At 68.8% G+C, this 22,606-nt stretch carries 18 protein-coding genes and 1 pseudogene; 7 read left to right on the top strand and 12 right to left on the bottom strand.

Going from position 1 to position 22,606, the window contains the following annotated elements; translation table 11 throughout:
- The first annotated feature begins 97 nt into the window (after positions 1–97).
- Complete coding sequence (locus EPN98_RS22785) at positions 98–562, top strand: hypothetical protein (RefSeq protein WP_293365229.1); 465 nt, start codon at positions 98–100, stop codon at positions 560–562.
- 3 nt (positions 563–565) lie between these two features.
- Here the strand turns inward: EPN98_RS22785 and EPN98_RS22780 are convergent, their stop codons facing one another.
- The gene (locus EPN98_RS22780) at positions 566–1,342 is read right to left on the bottom strand and encodes a DeoR/GlpR family DNA-binding transcription regulator (protein ID WP_293365228.1); all 777 of its coding nucleotides are present in this window, start codon (positions 1,340–1,342) and stop codon (positions 566–568) included.
- A 193-nt stretch (positions 1,343–1,535) separates the two neighbouring features.
- On the opposite strand from EPN98_RS22780, the gene EPN98_RS22775 reads away from it, so the two are divergent.
- Positions 1,536–3,854, top strand: a complete 2,319-nt coding sequence (locus tag EPN98_RS22775) for a TonB-dependent receptor (RefSeq protein WP_293365227.1) — start codon at positions 1,536–1,538, stop codon at positions 3,852–3,854.
- 22 nt (positions 3,855–3,876) lie between these two features.
- Positions 3,877–4,965, top strand: a complete 1,089-nt coding sequence (locus EPN98_RS22770) for an alkaline phosphatase family protein (protein ID WP_293365226.1) — start codon at positions 3,877–3,879, stop codon at positions 4,963–4,965.
- 1 nt (position 4,966) lies between these two features.
- Here EPN98_RS22770 and EPN98_RS22765 read toward each other — a convergent pair whose 3' ends face one another.
- Positions 4,967–5,572 (bottom strand): hypothetical protein, encoded by a 606-nt coding sequence (locus EPN98_RS22765; protein ID WP_293365225.1) that lies wholly within the window; start codon positions 5,570–5,572, stop codon positions 4,967–4,969.
- A 25-nt stretch (positions 5,573–5,597) separates the two neighbouring features.
- Positions 5,598–5,951 (bottom strand): DMT family protein, encoded by a 354-nt coding sequence (locus EPN98_RS22760; RefSeq protein ID WP_293365224.1) that lies wholly within the window; start codon positions 5,949–5,951, stop codon positions 5,598–5,600.
- A 71-nt stretch (positions 5,952–6,022) separates the two neighbouring features.
- On the opposite strand from EPN98_RS22760, the gene EPN98_RS22755 reads away from it, so the two are divergent.
- From EPN98_RS22755 to EPN98_RS22740, 4 genes are read left to right on the top strand one after another with little or no spacing between them, the layout of a single operon-like run.
- A complete protein-coding gene (locus EPN98_RS22755) occupies positions 6,023–7,132 on the top strand; it encodes a polyamine ABC transporter substrate-binding protein (RefSeq protein WP_293365223.1) in 1,110 nt (369 codons plus the stop codon).
- Positions 7,129–8,283 carry an ABC transporter ATP-binding protein gene (locus tag EPN98_RS22750; protein WP_366558518.1) on the top strand — a complete coding sequence of 385 codons (1,155 nt, stop codon included), beginning with the start codon at positions 7,129–7,131 and terminating at the stop codon, positions 8,281–8,283. Before EPN98_RS22755 ends, EPN98_RS22750 begins: the two co-directional genes overlap by 4 nt.
- Complete coding sequence (locus tag EPN98_RS22745; protein WP_293365222.1) at positions 8,280–9,164, top strand: ABC transporter permease subunit; 885 nt, start codon at positions 8,280–8,282, stop codon at positions 9,162–9,164. Before EPN98_RS22750 ends, EPN98_RS22745 begins: the two co-directional genes overlap by 4 nt.
- Entirely contained in the window at positions 9,161–9,955 is a 795-nt protein-coding gene (locus tag EPN98_RS22740; protein ID WP_293365221.1) for an ABC transporter permease subunit, read from the top strand. The genes EPN98_RS22745 and EPN98_RS22740 overlap by 4 nt, the downstream gene beginning before the upstream one ends.
- 301 nt (positions 9,956–10,256) lie before the next feature.
- Here EPN98_RS22740 and cobA read toward each other — a convergent pair whose 3' ends face one another.
- From cobA to EPN98_RS22695, 9 genes and pseudogenes are all read right to left on the bottom strand, one after another.
- Positions 10,257–11,060: a uroporphyrinogen-III C-methyltransferase gene (gene cobA / locus EPN98_RS22735; RefSeq protein WP_293365220.1), complete on the bottom strand. Its 804-nt coding sequence runs from the start codon at positions 11,058–11,060 to the stop codon at positions 10,257–10,259.
- Positions 11,050–13,698, bottom strand: coding sequence for a nitrate reductase (locus tag EPN98_RS22730; protein WP_293365219.1), 2,649 nt, complete (start codon positions 13,696–13,698; stop codon positions 11,050–11,052). Before EPN98_RS22730 ends, cobA begins: the two co-directional genes overlap by 11 nt.
- A gap of 4 nt (positions 13,699–13,702) precedes the next feature.
- The gene (gene nirD / locus EPN98_RS22725) at positions 13,703–14,041 is read right to left on the bottom strand and encodes a nitrite reductase small subunit NirD (protein WP_293365218.1); all 339 of its coding nucleotides are present in this window, start codon (positions 14,039–14,041) and stop codon (positions 13,703–13,705) included.
- Positions 14,038–16,494: a nitrite reductase large subunit NirB gene (nirB, locus tag EPN98_RS22720; RefSeq protein WP_293365217.1), complete on the bottom strand. Its 2,457-nt coding sequence runs from the start codon at positions 16,492–16,494 to the stop codon at positions 14,038–14,040. Before nirB ends, nirD begins: the two co-directional genes overlap by 4 nt.
- 10 nt (positions 16,495–16,504) lie before the next feature.
- A complete protein-coding gene (locus EPN98_RS22715) occupies positions 16,505–17,719 on the bottom strand; it encodes a nitrate/nitrite transporter (protein WP_293365243.1) in 1,215 nt (404 codons plus the stop codon).
- Between the two features lie 227 nt (positions 17,720–17,946).
- Positions 17,947–18,750: an ABC transporter ATP-binding protein gene (locus EPN98_RS22710; protein WP_293365216.1), complete on the bottom strand. Its 804-nt coding sequence runs from the start codon at positions 18,748–18,750 to the stop codon at positions 17,947–17,949.
- A gap of 9 nt (positions 18,751–18,759) precedes the next feature.
- A pseudogene (gene ntrB, locus EPN98_RS22705) lies at positions 18,760–19,515 on the bottom strand (nitrate ABC transporter permease); the annotation flags it as partial.
- 154 nt (positions 19,516–19,669) lie between these two features.
- Positions 19,670–20,947 (bottom strand): CmpA/NrtA family ABC transporter substrate-binding protein, encoded by a 1,278-nt coding sequence (locus EPN98_RS22700; RefSeq protein WP_293365215.1) that lies wholly within the window; start codon positions 20,945–20,947, stop codon positions 19,670–19,672.
- Positions 20,948–20,961: 14 nt separating this feature from the next.
- Positions 20,962–22,380, bottom strand: coding sequence for an alginate export family protein (locus tag EPN98_RS22695; RefSeq protein WP_293365214.1), 1,419 nt, complete (start codon positions 22,378–22,380; stop codon positions 20,962–20,964).
- Between the last annotated feature and the right edge of the window lie 226 nt (positions 22,381–22,606).

The raw sequence follows: 22,606 nt of genomic DNA, 5'->3' as shown, positions 1-22,606 counted from the left end.
TCGCCAAGGCCCGCAAGTGGCGCAAACCTCGGTTCCATGGGGCGGCCGCGACCGTCTGAGTCGCGCTGGAAAAGAGCCGCCCAACGGGAGGTTCGATATGCCGATACGTACAACGTCGCTGGCGGCTGTGACCGCGTGCCTGCTTCTGGCCGGGTGCAGCGAAAAGGCTGCCGCTCCTGCGCCCGAGGCCCAGGCCGAAGCGCCGAAGAAGTCGCTGGCCCGCCAGGTCCAGTTCTACCAGGGCCAGGACAACGTCCAGGCGATCACGTCGGCGACCGTGAAGGCGGTGGCAGGCGGCGGCTATGACCTGGAGGCCAAGGTCACCACCGACGGCGGCGGCTGGACCAGAGTCGGGTTCCTGCCCCGCGTCTACGCCGCGACGCCCCCCGACGGCATCTATGAGGTCGACGTCGTCGGCGACAAGCCGGCCACGCCGGGCGCCGCCGGCCCCACGCCCGTCGAGGTGAAGAGCGGCTGGGACCGCTACAAGGACGGCCGGGTGAAGGGCGTCAAGTTCATCTCCAAGACCAACGAGGTCGTGGCGATGGTGGGGGGATCCTAGAGCCTACGCCACCCTGACAGCGGTCCCCGCCCGGCCCAGCGCCGCGGCGAGGGCCGGGTCAGGCGCCTGATCGGTGAACAACGCACCCACGTCGGCAAGGGGGCAGATCACCTCCAGCATGCGGACATTGAACTTGCTATGGTCGGCCAGAAGCACCGCGCCGGACGCCCGCTCGATCATCTCCCGCTTCACCCAGGCCATGGCCGATTCCGCTTCCGTGGGCCCGTCGGCGGTCAGGCCGCTGGCGCCCAGATAGGCGCGGTCTGCATTGAAGCGCCGCAGGAAGTTTAGGGTTTCCGGCCCAACCGTCGCCCCCTGGGGCGGATTGAGGTCGCCGGGACACACCAGGACGCGAGTTCTCAATGACTTGCCGAGCGCCTCCGCGACCGGCAATCCGTTGGTGATCGCGACGATCCGCCGGTTCAGGCCCGCGAGCGCCACGGCCAGATGAAGGGTGCTGGAGCCGGCGTCGATCATGATGACTTCGCCGTCCTCCACCTCCGCCGCAGCGGCCGCCGCGATCCGGCTGCGTTCCTCGACCATGCGTCGGTGCCGTTCGCGCATCCCCGGCTCCAGCGACAGGCTGGGCACGCCGCCGCCGTAGGTGCGGTTGATCAGCCCCTTGCGGCTGAGCAGGTCCAGGTCGCGACGGATCGTTTCCGCGGACGTTCCGAACCGGCTGGCAAGGTCGGCGATCCGCACCGACGAATTGACACGAACCTCTGCCAGAATCTGCTCCTGGCGGTCGTGACGCGAAGTCTCTGTCCTGACGCGCACCATCGCGGGCTCCGTCCAGGGCCGCGGCGCGCGCCGGCCATCTGCCGTCCCTTGTGCTGGCGGGAGCTTCGGCTGTCGAGGCCAGTTGTGAAGTTCCACAAAATTTGTGGTGAATCACACAAAACTGTCAAGGACCCGGACTAGTCACCCGACCTCGCGGGGCGCCGAGTGCGATCCCCCGCCGGAGGGGTTGAGAATGAAAAACCGTATGTTCATGGGCGCCGCCGTGGCCGCCCTCACGTTGGCTCAGGCCGGGCTTGCCGTCGCCGCGGACGGCGCGACCGAAGCCGCAGACAGCACCGTCGAGGAACTGGTTGTCCTGGGACGAGGCGAGAGCCGTCAGGTGCAGACCGTGTCCGGCGAAGAGCTCTCGCTGGAAGCGCCCGGCGCCAGCCCGCTGAAGTTGGTCGAGAAGCTGCCCAACGTGAACCTGCAGTCGGCCGACCCGTTCGGCTCGTACGAGTGGTCGACCCGCATCTCGATCCGGAGCTTCAACCAGGGCCAGTTGGGCTTCACGCTCGACGACGTGCCGCTGGGCGACATGACCTATGGCAACCACAACGGCCTGCACGTCAGCCGCGCGATCTCCAGTGAGAACGTGGGCGCGGTCGAACTGGCCCAAGGCGCGGGGTCTCTCGATACCGCCTCCTCCAGCAACCTTGGCGGCGTGCTCAAGTACGTCTCGCGCGATCCCGGCCGCGAGTTCGGCGGCCTGGTCGCGGCCACGGGGGGTTCGGACCAGACGTTCCGCGGCTTCGCGCGCATCGACAGCGGCGACCTCCCGACCGGCGCCCGCGCCTACCTCAGCTACTCGTATGGCACGACCGACAAGTGGAAAGGCGAAGGCGAACAGCGCCATCAGCAGATCAACTTCAAGGCCGTCCAACCCATCGGCGAAGGCTCGCTGACCGGCTGGCTGAACTGGTCCGAGCGGCGCGAGCAGGACTATCAGGACATGTCGCTCGAGATGCTGAGCCGCTTGGGCTACGGCTGGGACAACATCAGCGACGACTGGCCGCTGGCGGTGCGCGTGGCAGAGGTCGGCAACAACCGCGGCGACACTGGCGTCAGCCCCCGCTTCCCCAGCTTCGGCACGACCTACCCCGCGCCGATCATCTCCCCCGACGACGCCTACTACGACGCTTCCGGCCTGCGCGACGACCTGATCGGCGCGGTCACGCTGCGCTTGCCCGTTGGCGAGGCGTTCGACTTCCAAGCCACCGCCTATGGCCATGACGACGAGGGCCAGGGCCTTTGGTTCACGCCCTATGTCGCCTCGCCGAACTATGGCGTGGCGGGCGCGGCGGGAGATGACGCGCCGATCTCGATCCGCACCACCGAATACGACCTGAAGCGCTACGGTGTCGTCGCCTCGGCCACCTGGCGGCTGGGCGCGCACAGCGTGAACGCCGGCCTCTGGTACGAAGACAACGACTTCGTCCAGGCTCGTCGCTTCTACGGCCTGAACCGCGCGACGCCGCAACGCGACCCGCTCAAGATGCAGCGCGGGGCGTTCCGGACTGACTGGGAGTACGACTTCAACACCACGACCTGGAAGTTCTGGGTGCAGGACGACTGGACCGTCACCGACCAGCTCAGCGTCAACTTCGGCTTCGCTTCGCTGAAGGTGGAGAACGAGGGCCGCACCGTCTTTGCCCGCACCCCTTCCCTGGTGAAGAACGGCACGATCGAGGCCGAGGAGAACTTCCTGCCTCAGGCCGGCGCCCGCTACGCGCTGAGCGACGATAGCGAGCTCTTCGCCTCGTACGCCCGAAACATGCGTGCGTTCCCCAGCTCGGGCACATCTGGACCGTTCTCGACCAACAGCGCCGGGTTCAACGCGATCAAGGACAAGCTGAAGCCCGAGATGTCCGACACCTTCGAGGCGGGCTGGCGCTTCCGGGCCGACGATTTCCAGGCGGTGATCGCCGCCTACCACGTCAAGTTCAAGGACCGACTGTTCTCGGTGCCGGTGGGCTCGGGCATCGTCGGCAACCCTTCGGCGCTGTCCAACGTCGGCGGCGTGACCGCCAAGGGCGTCGAAGCCGTTGTCACCTGGGACTTCGCCGACAACTGGTCGGCGTTCGCGTCCTACGCCTTCAACGACTCCGCCTTCGACGACGACACCTTCGACGGGAACCGCGTTCTCGTGGCCCGCACCAAAGGCAAGACCACGCCCGATACACCCGAAAACCTGTTCAAGGCCGATGTCGGCTACGACAACGGCTCGTTCTTCGCCCGCTTCTCGCTGTCGTACATGAGCAAGCGCTACTTCAACTACGAGAACGACCGCAGCGTGCCGTCTCAGACGCTGGCCGACCTGTCGGTCGGCTATCGCTTCTCCGGCTCGCCCTGGCTCGAGGGCCTGGAGGTGCAGGCCAACGTCTCCAACCTGTTCGACGAGGAGTACATCTCCACGATCAACTCGAACGGCTTCTCGCTCCGCGGCGACAATCAGACGCTGCTGGTCGGCTCGCCGCAGCAGGCGTTCGTGACGGTCCGCAAGAAGTTCTGATCTGGAATTGAGGACGACCGCCATGCTCCGTCGTGTTCTGGCGCTCGCGGGCGTCCTCTCCAGCCTGATGGTCGGGGGCGTCGCAACCGCCGCCGACCTCGACCGCCGGCTGCTGCTCGTCACCCTCGACGGGCTCAGCTGGCGGGAGGTGTTCCGCGGCGCCGACCCCGAACGCGCGGTCGATCCCCGATTCAGCCATGAGCCGGCCGACATGAAGGCCGCCTTCGTCGACCCGGCCGATCGTCCGCGGGCGCTGATGCCCTTCCTGCACAACGTCATCGCCAAGGACGGCGTGCTGCTGGGCGACCGCGACCACGGCGACTGCATGGCCGTCGCCAACGACCAATGGTTCTCGTACCCTGGCTATAATGAGCTGCTGACCGGCAGGCAGGATCCCACGATCGCGTCCAACGAGCACGGACCCAACCGCAACGTGACGTTCCTGGAATGGCTGAACCGCCAGCCCGGGTTCGCAGGCCGGGTGCAGGCGGTGACGTCCTGGGACCGCTACGACGATATCCTGAATGTGGCGCGCAGCGGCTTGCCCGTGAACGATGGGTGGAAGGATGCGCCGACGCGCACGCCGGCTGAACGAACCATCGCGCAGTTGCAGGCTGGGGCCCCCAGGATCTGGTCGACCGTACGGCTCGACGTCTTCACCCACGCCTACGCCCTCGAAACGCTGCGCCGCGAAAAGCCACGGGTGCTGTACGTGGCTTACGGCGAGACCGACGACTTCGCTCACGACGGCCGCTACGACCTGACGCTGGACGCTGCGCGGCGAGCCGACGCCTTCATCGCCGAGCTGTGGCGGACCCTGCAGGCCGACCCCGCCTATGCCGGCAAGACCACGCTCATCGTCACGACCGACCACGGCCGCGCCGAGGGAAAGCCCGACGCGTGGAAGAACCACGGCCGCCCGGATCACCCCGGTTCGGACGGCACGTGGATCGCGGTGATGGGCCCGGGCGTGACGAAACCCAAGCCGGTTTCCGGCGCGTCCTGCGGCGTGATCGGCCAGACGGCCGCCACCGCGCTGACAGCGCTGGGCCTTGACTGGAAAGCCTTCGACCCGACCGCCGCGCCGCCGCTGGACGTGCTCGGACACTAGGTCACATCGGCGGGGCTTTACCGTTCTCGCCGATCGACACCGAGCCCGCCATCAGCTGGCCGCCGGCGCCCTTCTGCACGACCATGAACACCGGGATGCCCGGCTTCACCTGGGCGCGCGTACCGCCGGTGATCTGCACGATCGGCACGTTCTTGGGCACGGTGATCGTCCGCTTGCCGTAGGTATAGTTCACCTCGAGCTGGCGGCTGCCCTTCTTGCCGGCGACCACGGTGCCGACGGTGCCGTTGGTCATCATCGAACCCGGCTTCTTGTCCCAGCCGTAGTGACCCTCGCCCATCTTCACGCCGGGCGGGAAGACGTGGACTTCCAGCGACCGGCCGGTCCCGTCCTTCTGCGGCATCTCGGCTGTGCCGATGAAGCTGCCCGGCTTGATGGCGTCCGGCTCGACCGGCTTCATCACCGCGACCGTCCAGTTGGGGGTCAGCGTCACCTTGGTGGAGCCCTTCGGCCCCTTCACGGTCAGCGAGTTGGCGTCCATCGCCGTCACGGTGCCGCGCACCGTGCTGGGCGCGGCCGGGGCCTGAGCCCACGCTGCGCCGGCCGAAAGGGTCACTACGGCCGCGGCCGCCATCGCGTTTCTGAACATGTCTTCGTCTCCCTTGCTGACGCCGTCAGAGCGGTCCCTTGAACACGAAGAAGGCCCCGAGCGCGATGAAGCCGAACCCGATCAGGTGGTTCGCCGTCAAGCGTTCCCCCAAGTAAGTCACCGAGAAAACCGCGAAGACTCCCAGGGTGATGATTTCCTGCATCGTCTTCAGCTCGGCCGGGGAATAGACCGCCCGGCCGATCCGGTTGGCGGGCACGGCCAGCCAGTATTCGAAGAACGCGATACCCCAACTGGCCAGGACGATGATCCAGAGCGGTCCCTTCTCGACCTTCAGGTGCCCGTACCAGGCGAACGTCATGAACACGTTCGAGGCGACCAGCATCAGGATCGGAAGGATCGCGGTCGAGGAGAGGCTCATCGGCAATTCATCCTTAACGCGGGTCCAAACCGACCTATAACCTGCACCGGTTCGCAGGTGGGGATTCCGGTATGGCGGGATGGTGGAAGGCCCTTGGGCTGGGCGTGGTGCTGGCGGTGGCCGCCTGCAGCCCGAAGGCGGAGAAGGCGTCGGCCGAGGGCGGCACGCTCAGGATCTACAACTGGTCCGACTACATCGACCCTGAGCTGCTTACCCAGTTCACCAAGGAGACCGGGATCAAGGTCACCTACGACACCTTCGATTCCAATGAGGTGCTCGAGACCAAGGTGCTGCAGGGCGGCACCGGCTACGACCTCGTGGTTCCGTCCAACCACAACGTGCCCCGCTACATCACGGCCGGGGCGATCCAGCCGCTGGACAAGAGCAAGCTGCCTGGGCTCGACAAGCTGTCGCCCGAGATGCGGGCGCACATGGAACCGTTCGACGCGGGCGGGAAGTACGTCGTCCCCTACATGCAGGGCACCATCGGCATCGGCTACAACGCCGACAAGGTGCGCCAGCGCCTGGGCGACATGAAGGTCGACAGTTGGGCGGTGGTGTTCGATCCCGCCGTGCTGGCCAAGCTGAAGGACTGTGGCGTGTACTTCCTCGATGCGTCCGAGGACATGTACGCCGTCGCCCTCAACTACCTGGGCAAGGACCCGAATTCGACGAAGGTCGAAGACTACAACGCCGCAACGGCGCTGATGCTGAAGGCGCGGCCGTACGTGAAGAAGTTCCACTCGTCCGAGTATATCGACGCGCTCGCCAACGGGGATATCTGCGTCGCTATCGGCTACTCGGGCGATGTGCTGCAGGCCAAGGATCGCGCCGCCGACGCGAAGAACGGCGTGAACATCGCCTACGCCGTGCCCAAGGAGGGCAGCCAGGTGTGGTTCGACGTCTTCGCGATCCCCAAGGACGCGCCGAACGCCCCCGCCGCCCACGCCTTCATGGCCTTCATGCTGCGGCCCGAGATCATCGCCAAGGCGTCGAACGCCACCCGCTATGCCAACCCCAACGCGGCGGCGACGTCGCTGGTGGACGCCGATCTGCGCAACGATCCGAACGTCTACCTGACGCCCGAGGTGTCCAAGCGCCTCTTCGTGACCACCACCAAGGGCCAGGATCTGCTGCGCGACGTGAACCGCCAGTGGACCCGGGTGCTGACGGGACGGTGAGCGGGCGCCCGCAGAGCCCCCGGCCACAGATCGGGGGCATCCGCGAGACGTTCGCGCCCTGGGCCGACCCGCAGGCGCGGCCGCTGGTGCGGTTCGACGGCGTCTCCAAGACGTTCGGCGACACGACGGCGGTCGATGACGTCAGTGTCTCGATCTACGAGCGCGAATTCTTCGCCCTCCTCGGCCCCTCGGGCTGCGGCAAGACCACCTTGATGCGGATGCTGGCCGGGTTCGAACAGCCCGACGCCGGCCGTATTCTGCTGGCCGACCGTGACATCCAGGCTGATCCGCCCCACCGGCGGCCGGTCCACATGATGTTCCAGGCCTATGCGCTCTTCCCGCACCTCTCGGTCGCCCAGAACATCGCCTTCGGCCTGAAGCAGCAGAAGATGGCCCGGGACGAGATCGCGCCGCGCGTCGAGGAGATGCTGTCTCTCGTCCGGCTCGACGGCATGGGCAAGCGCCGCATCGACCAACTCTCGGGCGGCCAGCGGCAGCGGGTGGCCCTGGCCCGCGCCCTGGCGCCGCGCCCGCGCATCCTGCTGCTGGACGAGCCCATGGCGGCGCTCGACAAGAAACTGCGGGAGGAGACCCAGTTCGAACTCATGGCCCTGCAGCAGACCCTGGGCATGACCTTCATGATCGTCACCCACGACCAGGATGAGGCGATGGTCGTCGCCGACCGGATCGCGGTGATGCGCGAGGGCCGGATCGTCCAGGTGGGTCGCCCAGCCGAGGTCTACGAGGCGCCGGCCGACCGTTACGTCGCGGGCTTCATCGGCGACATCAACCTCTTTGAAGGCCGCGTGGCGGCGTCCGAGAATGGCGTCGTGCGCCTCGTCTCCGGGGACGGAACCTTCGAGGCCGAGGGGACGGGACCGGTCGGCGAGACCGCCTGGGTCGCCGTGCGGCCCGAGAAGATCGCGGTCCACGCCGAGCCGCCGCAGCAGGGCGTCAACACGCTGGCCGGCCGCATCCTCGACTACGGCTATCTCGGCGACTGGACCACCTACCTGGTCGAGATCGCGCCCGGCCGCACCCTGCGCGCCGCGCGCGCCAACGCCACACGGGCCACCGACCGGCCGCTGGGCTGCGACGACCCCGTCTGGCTCACCTTCGCCACCTCCAGCGCCGTGGTGCTCACCCGGTGAGACGCGAGCGATCCGCCCTCGCCGCCATCCTTCCCTTTCTATGGCTGGCGATCTTCTTCGCCTTCCCGTTCCTGCTGGTGGCCAAGCTCTCGCTGTCGGACGCCGCGCTGGCGATGCCGCCCTACGCGCCGCGCATCGACTGGAGCCAGGGCCTGGCGGGCGTCCAGGCGTTCCTGGCCGGGCTCGACGGCGAGACCTACGCGCGCCTCACCCAGGATCGCCTCTACCTCGACGCCTACCTGTCCAGCCTGCGGCTGGCGGCCACCGGCACGCTGATCCTGCTGCTGATCGGCTATCCCATCGCCTACGGCATCAGCCGCTGCCCGCCGCGCCTGCGCCAGGCGCTGGTGATGGCCGTCATCCTGCCGTTCTGGACCAGCTTCCTGATCCGCATCTACGCCTGGATCGCCATCCTGAAGCCCGCCGGCCTCCTGAATGTGGTCCTCGCCAAGCTGGGCCTGCCCGCCGTCGACATTCTCAACACCGAGACCGCCGTCCTGCTGGGTCTGGTCTACGCCTACCTGCCCTTCATGGTGCTGCCGCTCTACGCGGTCCTGGACCGCCAGGACGAGACCCTGATCGAGGCGGCGCAGGATCTGGGGGCCACGCCGATCAGCGCCTTCTGGCGCGTGACGTTCCCGATCTCCCTACCGGGCGCGGCGGCCGGCGCCCTGCTCTGCTTCATTCCCATGGCCGGCGAGTTCGTGATCCCCGACCTGCTGGGGGGCTCTGACACCCTCATGCTGGGCAAGGTCATCTGGACCGAGTTCTTCGCCAACCGCGACTGGCCGGCCGCCTCGGCCGTGGCCATCGTGCTGCTGGCGACCCTCACCATCCCGATCCTGCTGTTCGAGCGGCAACAGGCCAAGGTGCTGCGATGAGAAAGGGACCGTCGGCGTTCAACATCGCCTCGGTGGTCGTGGGCCTCGCGTTCCTCTACGCCCCCATCGTCATCCTGGTGGTCTATTCGTTCAACGCGAGCCGGCTGGTCACGGTCTGGGGCGGCTTCTCCACGCGCTGGTACGTCGCCCTCTTCCAGGACGCCCAGATGCTGGACGCCATCTGGGTGACGCTGCGGGTCGGCGCGCTCTCAGCCACGCTGGCCACCGTCGTCGCCGCCTTCGCCGCCGTCGCGCTGGTCCGGGCCGGCCGCTTCCGCGGGCGCACCGTGCTGGCCGGCGGCATCTATGCGACCCTGGTGATGCCCGAGGTGATCCTGGGGCTCTCGCTGCTCCTGCTGTTCGTCTCGGTCGGCCTGCCGCGCGGGTTCTGGACCGTGACCCTCAGCCACGCGACGCTCACGCTGGCCTACGCCACCGTGGTCATCCAGGCCCGCCTCGCCAGCTTCGACCGCAGCCTGGAAGAAGCCGCCCAGGACCTCGGATGCCCGCCATGGAAGGCCTTCGCCCTGGTCACGCTCCCCGGCATCGCCCCGGCCGTGGCCGCGGCCTGGATGCTGGCCTTCACGCTCTCGCTGGACGACCTCGTGATCGCCAGCTTCGCCTCCGGCCCCGGCGCCACCACCCTGCCCATGCGGCTCTACAGCCAGGTGCGGCTGGGGGTGGATCCCAAGATCAATGCGGTGTCGACGCTGCTGATCGGCCTCGTGGCCACCGGCGTCATCGCGGCCTACCTGGCCCAGCAGCATCAGCGGCGGCGCGGCGCCCGCTGAAGACCCGCGCCTCAGGCGGTCCGGTCGGCAGCCTTGTGACCCTTACGCGCCACCGGCCGGACCGCCTGGGCCAACGCCCCCCCGAGCGTCGGACGCCTGGCTTGCACCCCCGCACCCGCCAGGCCGCCGGGAACGCGGCGTCCCGTCCCGGCACGCATCCCCGACTTGCCAGCCACCCGATGCAAAGCCGGCGCCCGCGACGGCGGCCGGGCCGCGGCGAGGCCGACCAAACAGGAATGAGAGTTCAGGGAGGCTCATTTGCGCCCCGCGGCGGGTGTGATGCAGGACTCGCGCAAAGCCCCTAGTGCGCTAGCGGGATGAGTTCGGCGAGTTTTTGCGGTTGCGCGGACGTCGCGGGCCGCGACGCGAAACTTGCTTGGGCGGTGACCTCTCCCACGATCAAGACGACAGGTCCCCTTGGCTGTGCGTCTGCGAGCGCCGGGCCCAGGTCGCCCAGCACGCCCGGGATCGCGCGGGCGTCCGGTCGACCTGCGTTCTCCACCGCCAGGGCCGGCGTCGCCGGCGAGCGACCCTGCCCGATGAGTCTCTGGGCGGCCGCCGCCAGACGGTCGCGGCCCATGTAAAGAGCGAGTGTCGTTTGCGGGTCGGCCGCGGCGGCCCAGCCGCCCTCGGTGAGGCCGCTATCCTCGGTGGTCGCCGTGGCGATCAAGAGCCGCCGTGCCGCGCCGCGATGGGTCAGCGGAAAGCCGAACTGGGCGGCAGCCGCGCTGGCCGCCGTAACCCCCGGAACCACCTCGGTCTCCACGCCGCGGCCATGCAGATAGGCCGCCTCCTCGCCCACCCGTCCGAAGACCGATGGGTCGCCACCCTTGAGCCGCACGACTTCGAGACCCCGACGAGCCAGGCGGAGCATGAGCCGGTTGATGGTGTCCTGGCTCATGCTGGTGCGGCCTGCGCGCTTGCCGGTCTGGATCTTGAGGCAGGCCGTCGGCGCGAGCGCCAACACCTCTTCCGAGACCAGGGCGTCGTAGAGCAATGCCTGGGCGCCCTCGATGGCGCGGAGCGCGCGCACCGTGAGCAGGTCGGCGGCGCCTGGCCCCGCCCCCACCAGGCGGACCCGGCCCAGCTTGACCTCATGCGGCATGACGGACCTCTCCCCTGGCCGCGCCGATCATGCGCGCGATCTCGGGGCGGCAGGAGCCGCAGTTGGCCCCCGCCCCCGTAGCTTCGGCGACAGCGTCGAGCGTGGCGCAACCCTCGCCAATGGCGGTCTCGATGCGTCTTGCGCGCACACCGCGGCAGGCGCAGACGATGGCGCTGGTGTCCGACGGCGTTCCCGGCTGGCGGCCGATCAGGAGGGCCGCACGATCGGCGGCGGCGAGGCTCTCGGCCGCGAACAGCTCGGCCAGCCAGTCGCGCGGCGGCAGGGCCCCGGCGGCGGTGAAGAAGATCACCCGGTCCAGCCGCTCGCCGGCCAGCCAGGCCTCGCGCAGGCTGCCGGCCCCGGGGTCCTCGAAGCGCAAGACATCGCCGCCCGGCTTGCCGGCCAACGCCCTGTGCAGGGCCGCCCGTTCGCGCTCGTCGCCCCGGCCGGCGAACTCGTGGAGCTGGCAGGCTGCGTGCGGGATGCGGCGCCAGACGAGGTCCAGGCCACTCGGCGCCCGCCAGGCGTCGCGGGCCAGGAAGAACCCCCGCCAGGTCTCGCGATAGGCCCGCACCCGCGCCGGGGTGTGCTTGAACTCGGGCTGGCCCGAGCGTGGATCGACCTCGGCCGCCACCAGGGGGTTCGACCGGCCGGCCGGAGCGAGAGCTTCCGTCCAGTGCATAGGCATGAAGATCGAGCCGCGCCGCTGGCGGTCGCTGATCCTGGCAAGAGCCACCGCTTCGCCCTGGGCGGTCTGTACGCGAGCAAGCGCACCGTCGGCGATGCCCAGCGGACCGGCGTCGGCTGGGTGCATCTCGACGTAGGGCTCCGGCGCGTGGCGGCAGAGCTCCGGGGCCAGGGCGGTCCGGGTCATGGTGTGCCAGTGGTCACGGACCCGGCCGGTGTTGAGCGACAGGGGGAAGGCCGCGGTGGCGGGCTGAGCTGGACCTCGCGCGGCGACTGGGACCATGCGGGCGCGGCCGTCAGCGGTCTGGAAGCGCCCGTCGGTGAAGAGGCGCGGGGTCCCGCCCGCGGCGGTCACCGGCCATTGGACCGGCTCAAGCGCCTCATAGGCCTCGGGCGACATCCCGGCCATCGGGCCCAGATTCAGGACCCGGCCCGTGTTCTCGTAGGCCGAAAGGCGGGCCCACTCGCGGAACACCTGGCCCGGGTTGCGCCAACCGAAGCCGTCGCCGAAGCCCATGGCCGTGGCGACATCGGCGATGATCCGCCAGTCGGCGCGGGCTTCGCCCGGCGGTGCGAACAGCGGCCGTTGGCGGCTGATCCTTCGCTCGGAATTGGTGACCGTGCCGTCCTTCTCGCCCCAGGCCAGAGCCGGCAGCTTCACATGAGCGAAGGCCAGGGTGTCCGTGTCGGCCACGCAGTCGGACACCACCACGAAAGGACAGGCCTCCAGGGCCGCGCGCACCCGCGAGGCGTCGGGCAGGCTCACCGCCGGGTTGGTGGCCATGATCCAGATCGCCTTGATCCGCCCGTCGGCCACGGCGTCGAACATGTCGACCGCCTTCAGGCCCGGTGCTGGAGCCACACGCGGCGCGCCCCAGAAGCGGCCGACCCGGGCCCGGGCCGCTTCGTCGAAATCCATGTGGCCGGCGAGGGTCGTCGCCATGCCGCCGGTCTCGCGCCCGCCCATAGCGTTGGGCTGGCCGGTGATCGAGAACGGGCAGGCGCCGGGCTTGCCGATCCGGCCGGTGGCGAGGTGGACGTTGAGGATCGCCGAGCCCTTGGCCACGCCCTGGGCCGACTGGTTCGCGCCCATTGAGAACAGGCTGACCGTCCGGGGCGTCTCGGCGAACATGCGGAAGAAGGTTTCCAGGTCGGCCAGAGGCACGCCGCAGTCGGCGGCGACGGCCTGGGGCGACTGGTCGGCGCGGGCCAGTTCGGCCTCCACGTCCGCGAAGCCCGCCACGTGGGCGGCGATGTAGGCGCGATCAACGGCGCCTCGGCGCATCAGGTCCGCCAGCAGGCCGTTCCAGAGCCGCAGGTCGGTCTGCGGCGCCAGCGCCAGATGCAGGTCCGCGGCCTCGGCGGTGTCGGTGCGCCGGGGATCGATCACCACGTGACGCTGGCCACGGGCGCGGGCCGCCTCCATCCGCCGGAACAGCACGGGATGGGTCCAGGCGGCGTTGTGGCCCGAAAAGACCACCAGGTCTGCGAGTTCCAGGTCCTCGTAACAGCCGGGCACCAGGTCGGCGCCGAAGGCCAGCTTGTGAGCGATTACCGCCGAGGCCATGCAGAGCCGCGAATTGGTGTCGATGTTCCCCGAGCCGATGAAGCCTTTCATCAGCTTGTTGGCCGCGTAGTAGTCCTCGGTCAGCAGCTGGCCCGAGACGTAGAACGCGACCGAGTCCGGGCCGTGGCGCGCGATGGTCTCGGAGAACCGGCCCGCGACCCGGGCGATGGCCTCGTTCCATGACGCCCGCCGTGCGCCGATCATCGGGTGCAGCAGCCGGCCTTCTAGCCCCACCGTAGACCCCAGGGCGCTGCCCTTGGAACAGAGTCGGCCGAGGTTGGCGGGGTGGTCGGCGTCGCCCTCGACCGTCAGCGACCGGCCATCGGGCGTGGCCCGCACGCCGCAACCCACGCCGCAGTACGGGCATGCGGTGCGGATGCTCATCGGCTCAGATCCGCCCGAGGAACAAGCGGCCCTCGCGGACCTCTAGCGGCACGACCGGCGCACAGCCCTTTCCCCGATCGGCGCCCATGGCCTCCCCGGTTGCCAGCTCGATCGACCAGTTGTGCAGCGGACAAGTCACGGCGTGGCCGTGGACGATACCCTCGCTGAGCGGTCCGCCCTTGTGCGGGCAGCGGTCGCGCAGCGCGAAGACCTTGCCATCGCCGGTGCGGAAGATCGCGATGTCGCCGTCCGCCGTCGGCACGCGCCGCGACCCGCGCAGCGGCACGTCGGTGACCGCCCCCACGTCGGTCCAGAGGATGGGATCCTTCACCAGCGCGTTCATGCGGGTTCGAACTCCATGCGACGGCTGAGCGGGTTGAATTCGTGGGAGTCGCGGCCGGCCACACGCTCGGCCCACGGGTCGATGCGGAAGAAGCGCTGCGAATAGGAGAAGCGGTCGTAGAGCGCGCGGCGGGCCTCGGGATCCTCCACCTGGGCCTTGATGGCGGCCAGGCCGACGCGGTCCATCCACTTGTAGATCCGCTCGAGGTACCAGGCGTTCTCGCGGTAGAACTGCATGACCGCGCAGATCGTCCAGACCGCCTCGTCCTCGGTGGCGACCTTGGTGAGAATCTCGGTCCCCTTGATGTGCAGGCCGGCGGCGCCGCCCACGTGGATCTCGTAGCCGCTGTCGACGCAGATCACGCCGATGTCCTTGCAGGTGGCCTCGGCGCAGTTGCGGGGACAGCCGGACACCGCCAGCTTCACCTTGGCCGGCGCCCATGAGCCCCACATGAACTTCTCGAGCCGGACGCCGAGCCCCGTCGAGTCCTGGGTCCCGAACCGGCACCAGTCCGTACCGACGCAGGTCTTCACCGTGCGCAGGCCCTTGGCGTAGGCGTGGCCCGAGACCATGCCGGCCTTGTTGAGGTCGGCCCACACGGCGGGCAGGTCGTCCTTCTTCACACCCAGCAGGTCGATGCGCTGGCCGCCGGTCACCTTCACGGTCGGGATGTCGAACTTGTCCACGACGTCGGCGATGGCGCGCAGTTCGTCGGAAGAGGTCAGCCCGCCCCACATGCGCGGGACGACGGAATAGGTGCCGTCCTTCTGGATGTTGGCGTGCACCCGCTCGTTGATGAACCGTGACTGCTTGTCGTCGCGATAGTCGCCGGGCCAGGCGCAGACCAGATAGTAGTTCAGCGCCGGGCGGCAGGCGGAGCAGCCGTCGGGGGTGGTCCATTCCAGGGCCTGCATGATCGCCGGGATCGACTTCAGCTCCTCGGAGACGATCCGGCGCCGCACCTCGTCGTGCCCCCGGTGGGTGCAGCCGCAGACCGGCTTCGGCCCCGTCTGCGCCTGGAAGGCGTCGCCCAGGCTCAGCTTCAGCAGCTTCTCCACCAGGGGCGTGCAGGTCCCGCACGATGCGGAGGCCTTGGTGACCGCTCGGACAGCCTCCAGCGTGTCGAGGCCCTCGTCTGTGATGGCCCGGACGATCTCGCCCTTGCAGACGCCGTTGCAGCCGCACACCTCGGTGGTGTCCGTCATCGCCGCAACGGCCGCGCTAGGGTCCAGCCCCCGAAGGCCCTCCGTGGCGGCCTGGCCGAACACAAGGGTTTCGCGGAAGGCGCCGACGTCCTCGCCGGATTTCATCAGGTCGAAGTACCAACCACCGTCCGAGGCGTCGCCAAACAGCACCGCGCCGGCGACCTTGCCGCCCTCCAGCACGATGCGCTTGTAGACCCCGCGGCCCGCGTCCCGGAACACGATGTCCTCGCACCCCTCCCCGCCGCCGAACTTGCCCGCCGAGAAGACGTCCACGCCGGACACCTTGAGACGCGTCGACAGCACTGAGCCCTGGTAGGTTCCCGAGCCGGCTGTGAGGGTCTCGCCCAAGGTGCGGCACATATCCCAGATCGGCGCGACCAGACCGTAGCACTGGCCCCGATGCTCCACGCACTCGCCGACCGCGAAGATGTGAGGGTCGGAGGTGCGCATCTGGTCGTCAACGACTACGCCCCGCTCGACAGCGAGGCCAGCAGCCTTGGCGAGCGCCGTGCTCGGCCGAATGCCGACCGACATGACCAGTAGGTCGCAGGGCAGCACCCGACCATCCTTCAACCTCAGACCGGTGACGCGACCGTCTTTGCCAAGGATCTCATCGGACTGTGCTTCCAGCACGGTTTCGACGCCGCGCGCGCGCATCGCTTCGGTCAGCAAGAAGCCGGCCGAGGCGTCGAGCTGGCGCTCCATCAGCACATCCATCAGATGGACAACCGTGGCGGCCATGCCGCGGCGGGCGAGCCCGTAGGCCGCCTCGATCCCGAGGAGCCCGCCGCCGATCACCACAGCCCGTCGGCCGGGTTGCGCCGACGCCGCCATCATGGCCTCGACGTCGTCCAGGTCGCGGAAGGTGACCACGCCAGCCAGATCCAAGCCCGGGAGCGGCAGGCGGATGGGATCCGAGCCCGTGGCCAGGATCAGCCGGTCGTAGGGGACGTCGCGGCCGTCATCCACACGGACGACCTGCGCGATCCGATCGATCGCCTCGACCTTGCAGCCGGCGTTGAGGGCGATGCCGTTGTCGGCGTACCAGGCCTCGTCGTTGATGACGATGTCGGCGAAGGACTTCTCGCCCGCCAGCACCGGCGACAGCATGATCCGGTCGTAGTTCACCCGCGGCTCGGCGCCGAAGATGGTGATCTCGTAGCGGCCCGGGTCGCGCTTCAGCACTTCCTGCACCGCCCGACAGCCGGCCATGCCGTTGCCGATGACGACAAGTCTTTCCCTGGTCATGGCGTCCCCCTCAGAGCCGAAGGGCCGCGCCGGCCAACTCGGGCCAGGTTCTCCGCCACCGCGCCTTGACCCCGGCGAGGCCCGCGAGCGCCAACAGGGCCAGGGCGGCGAAGGCCAGCAAGCCGATCTGGTACGAACCGGTGACCTGCTTGGCCCAGCCGAGACTGGAGGCCAGATAGAAGCCGCCGATGCCGCCGGTCATGCCCACCAAACCGGTGACCACGCCGATCTCCTTGCCGAACCGCTGGGGCGCCAGCTGGAACACCGCCCCGTTCCCGGCTCCGAGGGCCATCATGGCGAACATGATCAGGGCCAGGGCCAGCCAAGGGCTGGACTGCTGGAAGCTGGCCAGCGCCAGGCCCAGGGCGGCCAGGACATAGACCACCGAGAGGGTGCGCACGCCGCCGAAGCGGTCGGCCAGCCCGCCGCCCACCGGCCGCAGGAACGAGCCGGCGAAGACGCAGGCGGCGGTGAAGAAGCCCGCCTGCACCGCGGGCATGCCGTACTCGGAATTGAAGTAGATGGTCAGCGAGGACGAGAGGCCGACGAAGCCGCCGAACGTCACGCTGTAGAGGCCCATCAGCCACCAGGCGTCGCGGGTCTTGAGCACGCTCATGTACTCGGCGAACGACTTAGGCGGCGGCCGGTTCGGCGCGTCCTTCGCGAACACGAGATAGACGACGAAGGCGATGGCCAGCGGCAGGGCGGCCAGGCCGATCACGTTCTGCCAGCCGAAGACCTGCGCCAGGCCCGGCGCGAACAGGGCGGCCAGCGCCGTCCCCGAGTTGCCCGCGCCTGCGATGCCCAGCGCCAGGCCCTGGTGCTCGGGCGGATACCAGCGCGAGGCCAGTGGCAGGGCGACGGCGAAGGAGGCGCCGGCCACGCCCAACACCACGCCCAGCGCCAGCACCTGATGATAGCTGTGCACGCCCAGGAACCAGGCCACCGCCAGCCCCAGCAATACGATGAGCTGACCGATCAGGCCGGTCTTCTTGGGCCCGATGTGGTCGACCAGGAGGCCCGCGCCAAGCCGCAGGATGGCGCCCGACAGGACGGGCACCGCGACCATGAAGCCCTTCTGCGCCGGCGTCAGGCCGAAGTCCTTGGCGATCGCCACGCCCAATGGGCCGAGGAGCACCCAGGTCATGAAGCTGAGGTCGAAATAGAGGAACGCCGACAACAGCGTGGGCGTGTGCCCGGACTTGAAGAATGAACGGCTGACCATCGGGAATGGGCCCTGGATATGGATTGGACAGGCGGCGTCGCCGGGACGGGTGGGAAGGCTCGTCATCGAGCCGATCCGGTAGCCGCGAACGCCGTTGTCCTGGGCCTTGGGAACATCTGGGGGCGCCCGCCCCCGGGCGTCACGCTCCCACAGCTCGGGTGGGTGACGCATTTCGCGGCAGTGCAAAATCCAGGCGCCTGCGATGGGGCCGGCGCCTGGAAATTAGGCTAGGCCGCCGCCCGCAGGCTGGCGTGACGGGCGTATAGGAACTCGATCACGGCGTGGCGGGCGGCGATGTAGGCGGGCGAAGTGTCCACCTCGATCCGCCGCCGTGGGCGTGACAGGCCCACCTGGGCGATTTCCCCGATCTCTGCCGAAGGTCCGTTGGTCATCATCACGATCCGATCGGACAGCAGCACGGCCTCGTCCACGTCGTGGGTGATCATCAGCACCGTGTTGCCCAGCTTGGCGTGGATCTCCATGACGCTGTCCTGCAAGTTGGCGCGGGTCAGCGCGTCCAGGGCCCCGAACGGCTCGTCCAGGAGCAGCACCTTTGGCTCCATGGCCAGGGCCCGGGCCAGACCTACACGCTGCTTCATGCCGCCCGAAATCTCATGGGGCTTCTTGTCCTTGGCGTGGATCATCTGAACCAGGGCCAGATTGTGCAGGGTCAAGTCGTGGCGCTCGGCGCGGGTGCGCTTGCCGCGGAACACCTTGTCGACGGCCAGGCGGACGTTCTCGTAGACCGTCAGCCACGGCAGCAGGGAATGGTTCTGGAACACCACCGCCCGGTCGGGGCCCGGGCCATCCACCGCCTGCTTGTCCAGGATCACCGCCCCGCGCGTGACCGGCAGCAGGCCGGCCACCACGTTCAGGAGCGTAGACTTGCCGCAGCCGGAGTGGCCGATGATCGAGATGAACTCGCCCTGGTCGACGGCGAGGTCCACCCCCTTCAGCACTTCGGTCTCGCGCTCGCCGGCGTTGAAGGTCACGCCGACATTCTCGATGGAGAGATAGGCTCTGCTGCTCATGACGGACCCCTAGCTCGCGGACGCGCCGCGGGAGACGATGCGGCCCGCCAGCGCGACCAGCCGGTCCAGGCCGAAGCCCACCAGGCCGAGCCACACCAGGGCCACGACGATGTCGGAGATGCGGGACGCGTTGTACTGGTCCCAGATGAAGAAGCCGACGCCCACCCCGCCCAGGAGCATCTCCGAGGCGACGATGGCCAGCCAGCTCATCCCCACCCCGATGCGCAGGCCGGTGAAGATGTAGGGCGTGGCCGCTGGCAGCAGGATGGTGAGGAAGTACTCCGGCGGCGACAGGCGGAGCACCCGGCCCACATTGACGTAGTCCTGCGGGATATTGCGCACGCCCACCGCCGTGTTGATCACGATCGGCCAGATGGCGGTGATGAAGATCACGAAAAGCGCCGACGGATTGGCCTCGTGCAGGGCCGCCAGCGAGATCGGCAACCAGGCCAGCGGCGGCACCGTCCGGAGCACCTGGAAGATGGGGTCCAGGCTGCGATGCGCGAGACGGCTGGAGCCAACCAGCACGCCCAGCGCGACGCCCACGATCGCCGAGAGACTGAACCCGACGGCGACCCGCTGCAGGCTGGTGAGGGCGTGCCAGAACAGCCCCTTGTCCACTCCGCCGCGGTCGAAGAACGGATCGACGATCAGCTCACGCGACTCCAGCCAGATCGTCGCCGGCGCCGGCAGCCCACCCGCCGCGTCGCCGGACAGGCCCTGCCAGAGCAGCAGGATCACCGCCAGGGTGACGACGGGCGGCAGCACCTGGCCGGCGACGCCGCGCAGGAGGGCAAGCGACCGGGTCGCAAACCGGCCCGGTCTCCGAGGCATGGGCAGCACCTCGGCGGGCTTCGGAACCGGCGCGGACGCCGGACCGGCGTCTTCGGAAAAGGCGGGCAGGCTCACGGGCGTCCTCCTAGGCGAGCTTCTTGATGGGCTGGCTGGCGAGGTAGGCGGCGGGATTGGCCGGATCGAACACCTTGCCGTCGAAGAACCGTTCCGGGCCGCGGCTGTCGGAAGCCGGCGCGGCGACGCCCAGCGCCTTGGCCGACGCGCGCCAGATGTCCGACCGGTTCACCTTGTTCACCAGGGCCATCTTGTTGGTCGACTGGGGCAGCACCCCCCACCGGACGTTCTCGGTGACGAACCAGAGGTCATGGGACTTGAACGGGAAGGAGGCGTTGTCCGCCCAGAACTTCATGATATGCGGCGAGCCCTTCACGGCGCGGCCGTCGCCGAAGTCCACCGTGCCCTGCAGCCGGGGCAGGATGTCGCCCATGGGCACGTTGATGTACTGCCGGCCCGACACCACCGAGCACATGGCCGGACGGTTGGCCTGCTTGTCGCACCACATCTGGGCTTCCATGACCGCCATGGTCAGGGCCTGGGCCGCACGCGGATACTTCGCCACCCAGTCGGCGCGGACGCCGAGGCACTTCTCGGGGTGGTTCATCCAGATCTCGGAGGTGAGGCACGCCGTGTAGCCGACCTTCTGGTTGATCAGCTGGGCGTTCCACGGCTCCCCGACGCAGAACGCGTCCTGGGTCCCGGCCTTCATGTTGGCCACCATCTGGGGCGGCGGGATTACGATGGTGGAGACGTCCGTATCCGGGTTGATGCCCCCCGCCGCCAGCCAGTAGCGGACCCACAGGTCGTGCGTGCCGCCCCGGAAGGTCATCGCGACCTTCGCGGTGTTCCCCGCCGCCTTCAGCTGGGCGAACTTCGCCTTCGCCCCGGCGCTGTTCAGCCCGACTTTCACGGCCTTGAGGTCGTTGCCGACGCTGATCCCCTGACCGTTGGTGTTGAGCCGCGCCAGGATGTTCATCGGCACCAGCTTGCCGCCGGTGTTGACCCCTGCGGTGAACTGGTAGGGCATCGGCGACAGGATGTGGGCGCCGTCGATACCGCCTCCGCCCGACCCCAGCACCAGGTTGTCGCGCGTTCCGCCCCAGGAGGCCTGCTTCAGCACCTCGACGTCGGGCATGCCGTATTTGGCGAAGAACCCGCGCTCCTTGGCGATGATGAGCGGCGAGGCGTCGGTGAGCGCGATGAAGCCCAGCCGCGCCTTGGCGACCTCCGGGCCTGGCCCCGCGGCAAAGGCGCCCGAAGGCAAGAGGGCCTTGGCGGCCGCGAGGGTGGCCGCCGCGCCTGCAAGCGCCTGGCGACGGGTCGGAGAGAGAGTCTTGGAGGTCATGGAGAGGCCTTCCGTCAGAGCTTGTATTCGAGGGTGAACCAGACCTTGGTCCGGGACGGCGGCGGCGGGGCGACGCCTATCGGCACGCGCGCTTTGCGTTCGAAGTCGGCGTACTTGATCGCCGCTGAGAGCTTGGGATTGATCGTCGCCTGGACCTGGGCGTTCCACTCGCGGCCGAGGTCCGCTCCGGTTCGCTCGCTATCGAAGTCGTGGTAGCGGACCAGGACGTCGACGTTGAACAAATAGGTCCACTTCCAGCGGGGCTTCACGTTCAGCGCGAAGTTCAGGTCACGCAGGCCATCGACGAAGCCCTTGTTGCCGCCCAGCGGCTGGACAAAGGCGTCCGACCACCCCTGGAAGGCGTGGACTGTGGCGAGAGGGGTCGTGAAGCCACGGGTTCCGTCGCCCTCCAGAGACTCGTACGAGACCTTCGCTGTGTAGATGTCGAAGGTTCCGGCGAGGTCCGCGCCCCAGTAGTCGAGGCTGTAGTCGGGCGTGTTGCCGTTGTAGTCCGCCTGGTGGGCGTAGGTGGCGTTGTAGGCCAGCTGGTAGAGGCCAACCCAGGTCTTCCCGGACGCCTTCACCCCCTTGGTGATCGAAGAGTTCGCCGCCGAATTTCCGAAGTCCAGCGCATAGACGAAGCCCTGCAACCGGAGTTGCTCGGCCGGCGACCAGGTAAGCTGGGCCAGGTGGCTGTCGCTGTCCCAGTCGCGCAGCTCGCCCAGGATGCGGTTCACGTGGCTGACGTAGGCATAGAAGAGCTTGAAGCGCCCCTGCGTCAGATCCAGGCGGACCGCGTCGAAAGTCTGCTCGTCCTGCCGCCAGCCCACGTTGCCGATGAAGCGCTGGTCATCCACCAGGATGCGCTGCCGGCCCACGGTCGCGGACACCGCCGCATTGGGCGTCCAGGAGAGTTGCAGTCGGTTGAGCTCGGTGACGTCAGGATCGTTGATGATCGGGTAGCGGGTCTTGGCCGCGCCGTTCAGGGGCGGCGTCGCTGCGCCAGGGACCTGGACCTGGAAATGCTCCGGCCCGACCTGGCGGACGTCCTCGAACTCGACGAGACCACGCAGGCCATGCCAATCGCCGGTCTCCCACCCGAGGTTGGTCCGCACGGTCGCCGACCTGCCTGTCTCGGTAAGCACCCCAGTGCGCTTCTGGTCCACGAACTCGTAGCGTCCTCGGACCCCGAACAGCAGTTTGCCGGCGGCGATCGTGTCGCTGATCGTGGCGGGCGGGGTCGGCGGCGCAGGCGGCTCGACAGCTTCGGGCTCGGGCACGGCCGCTTCAGCGGCCGGCGTGTCACCCAGGCCATCGTCCGCCGGCGCCGTGACCTGTGGCGCCTCCAGCGGCGCCTGAGCGGCCGCCCCCGTCGTCCAGGCCAACGCCGCGCTCGCCGCGCCGGCCGCCAGCGCCCGTCTAATTGTCGTCATGGCTCATCCCCCGAGGCCAAAAAAAAAAGCGCCCGCCGGGGCTGTGAGCCCCAGGCGGACGCCGGTGTCCGTGCAAGTCGGCGCAGTCGCTGCGCCGTCGGCCTGTCAGTGGCCGTCGCGGAACTTCGTTGTCCCGCGATGTCGTCCCCAGGTCGACACGGCCCGCGCCGCGCCGCAACACGCCAAGTGCGGGAAAGGACTGGAAAGCATTGCTAGCTTGGCGAAA

The organism is Phenylobacterium sp., from assembly GCF_004299445.1.
Taxonomy (GTDB): Bacteria; Pseudomonadota; Alphaproteobacteria; order Caulobacterales; family Caulobacteraceae; genus Phenylobacterium.
The sequence above is the reverse complement of the archived record's forward strand: the minus strand, read 5'-3'. Positions and strand labels throughout refer to the sequence as shown.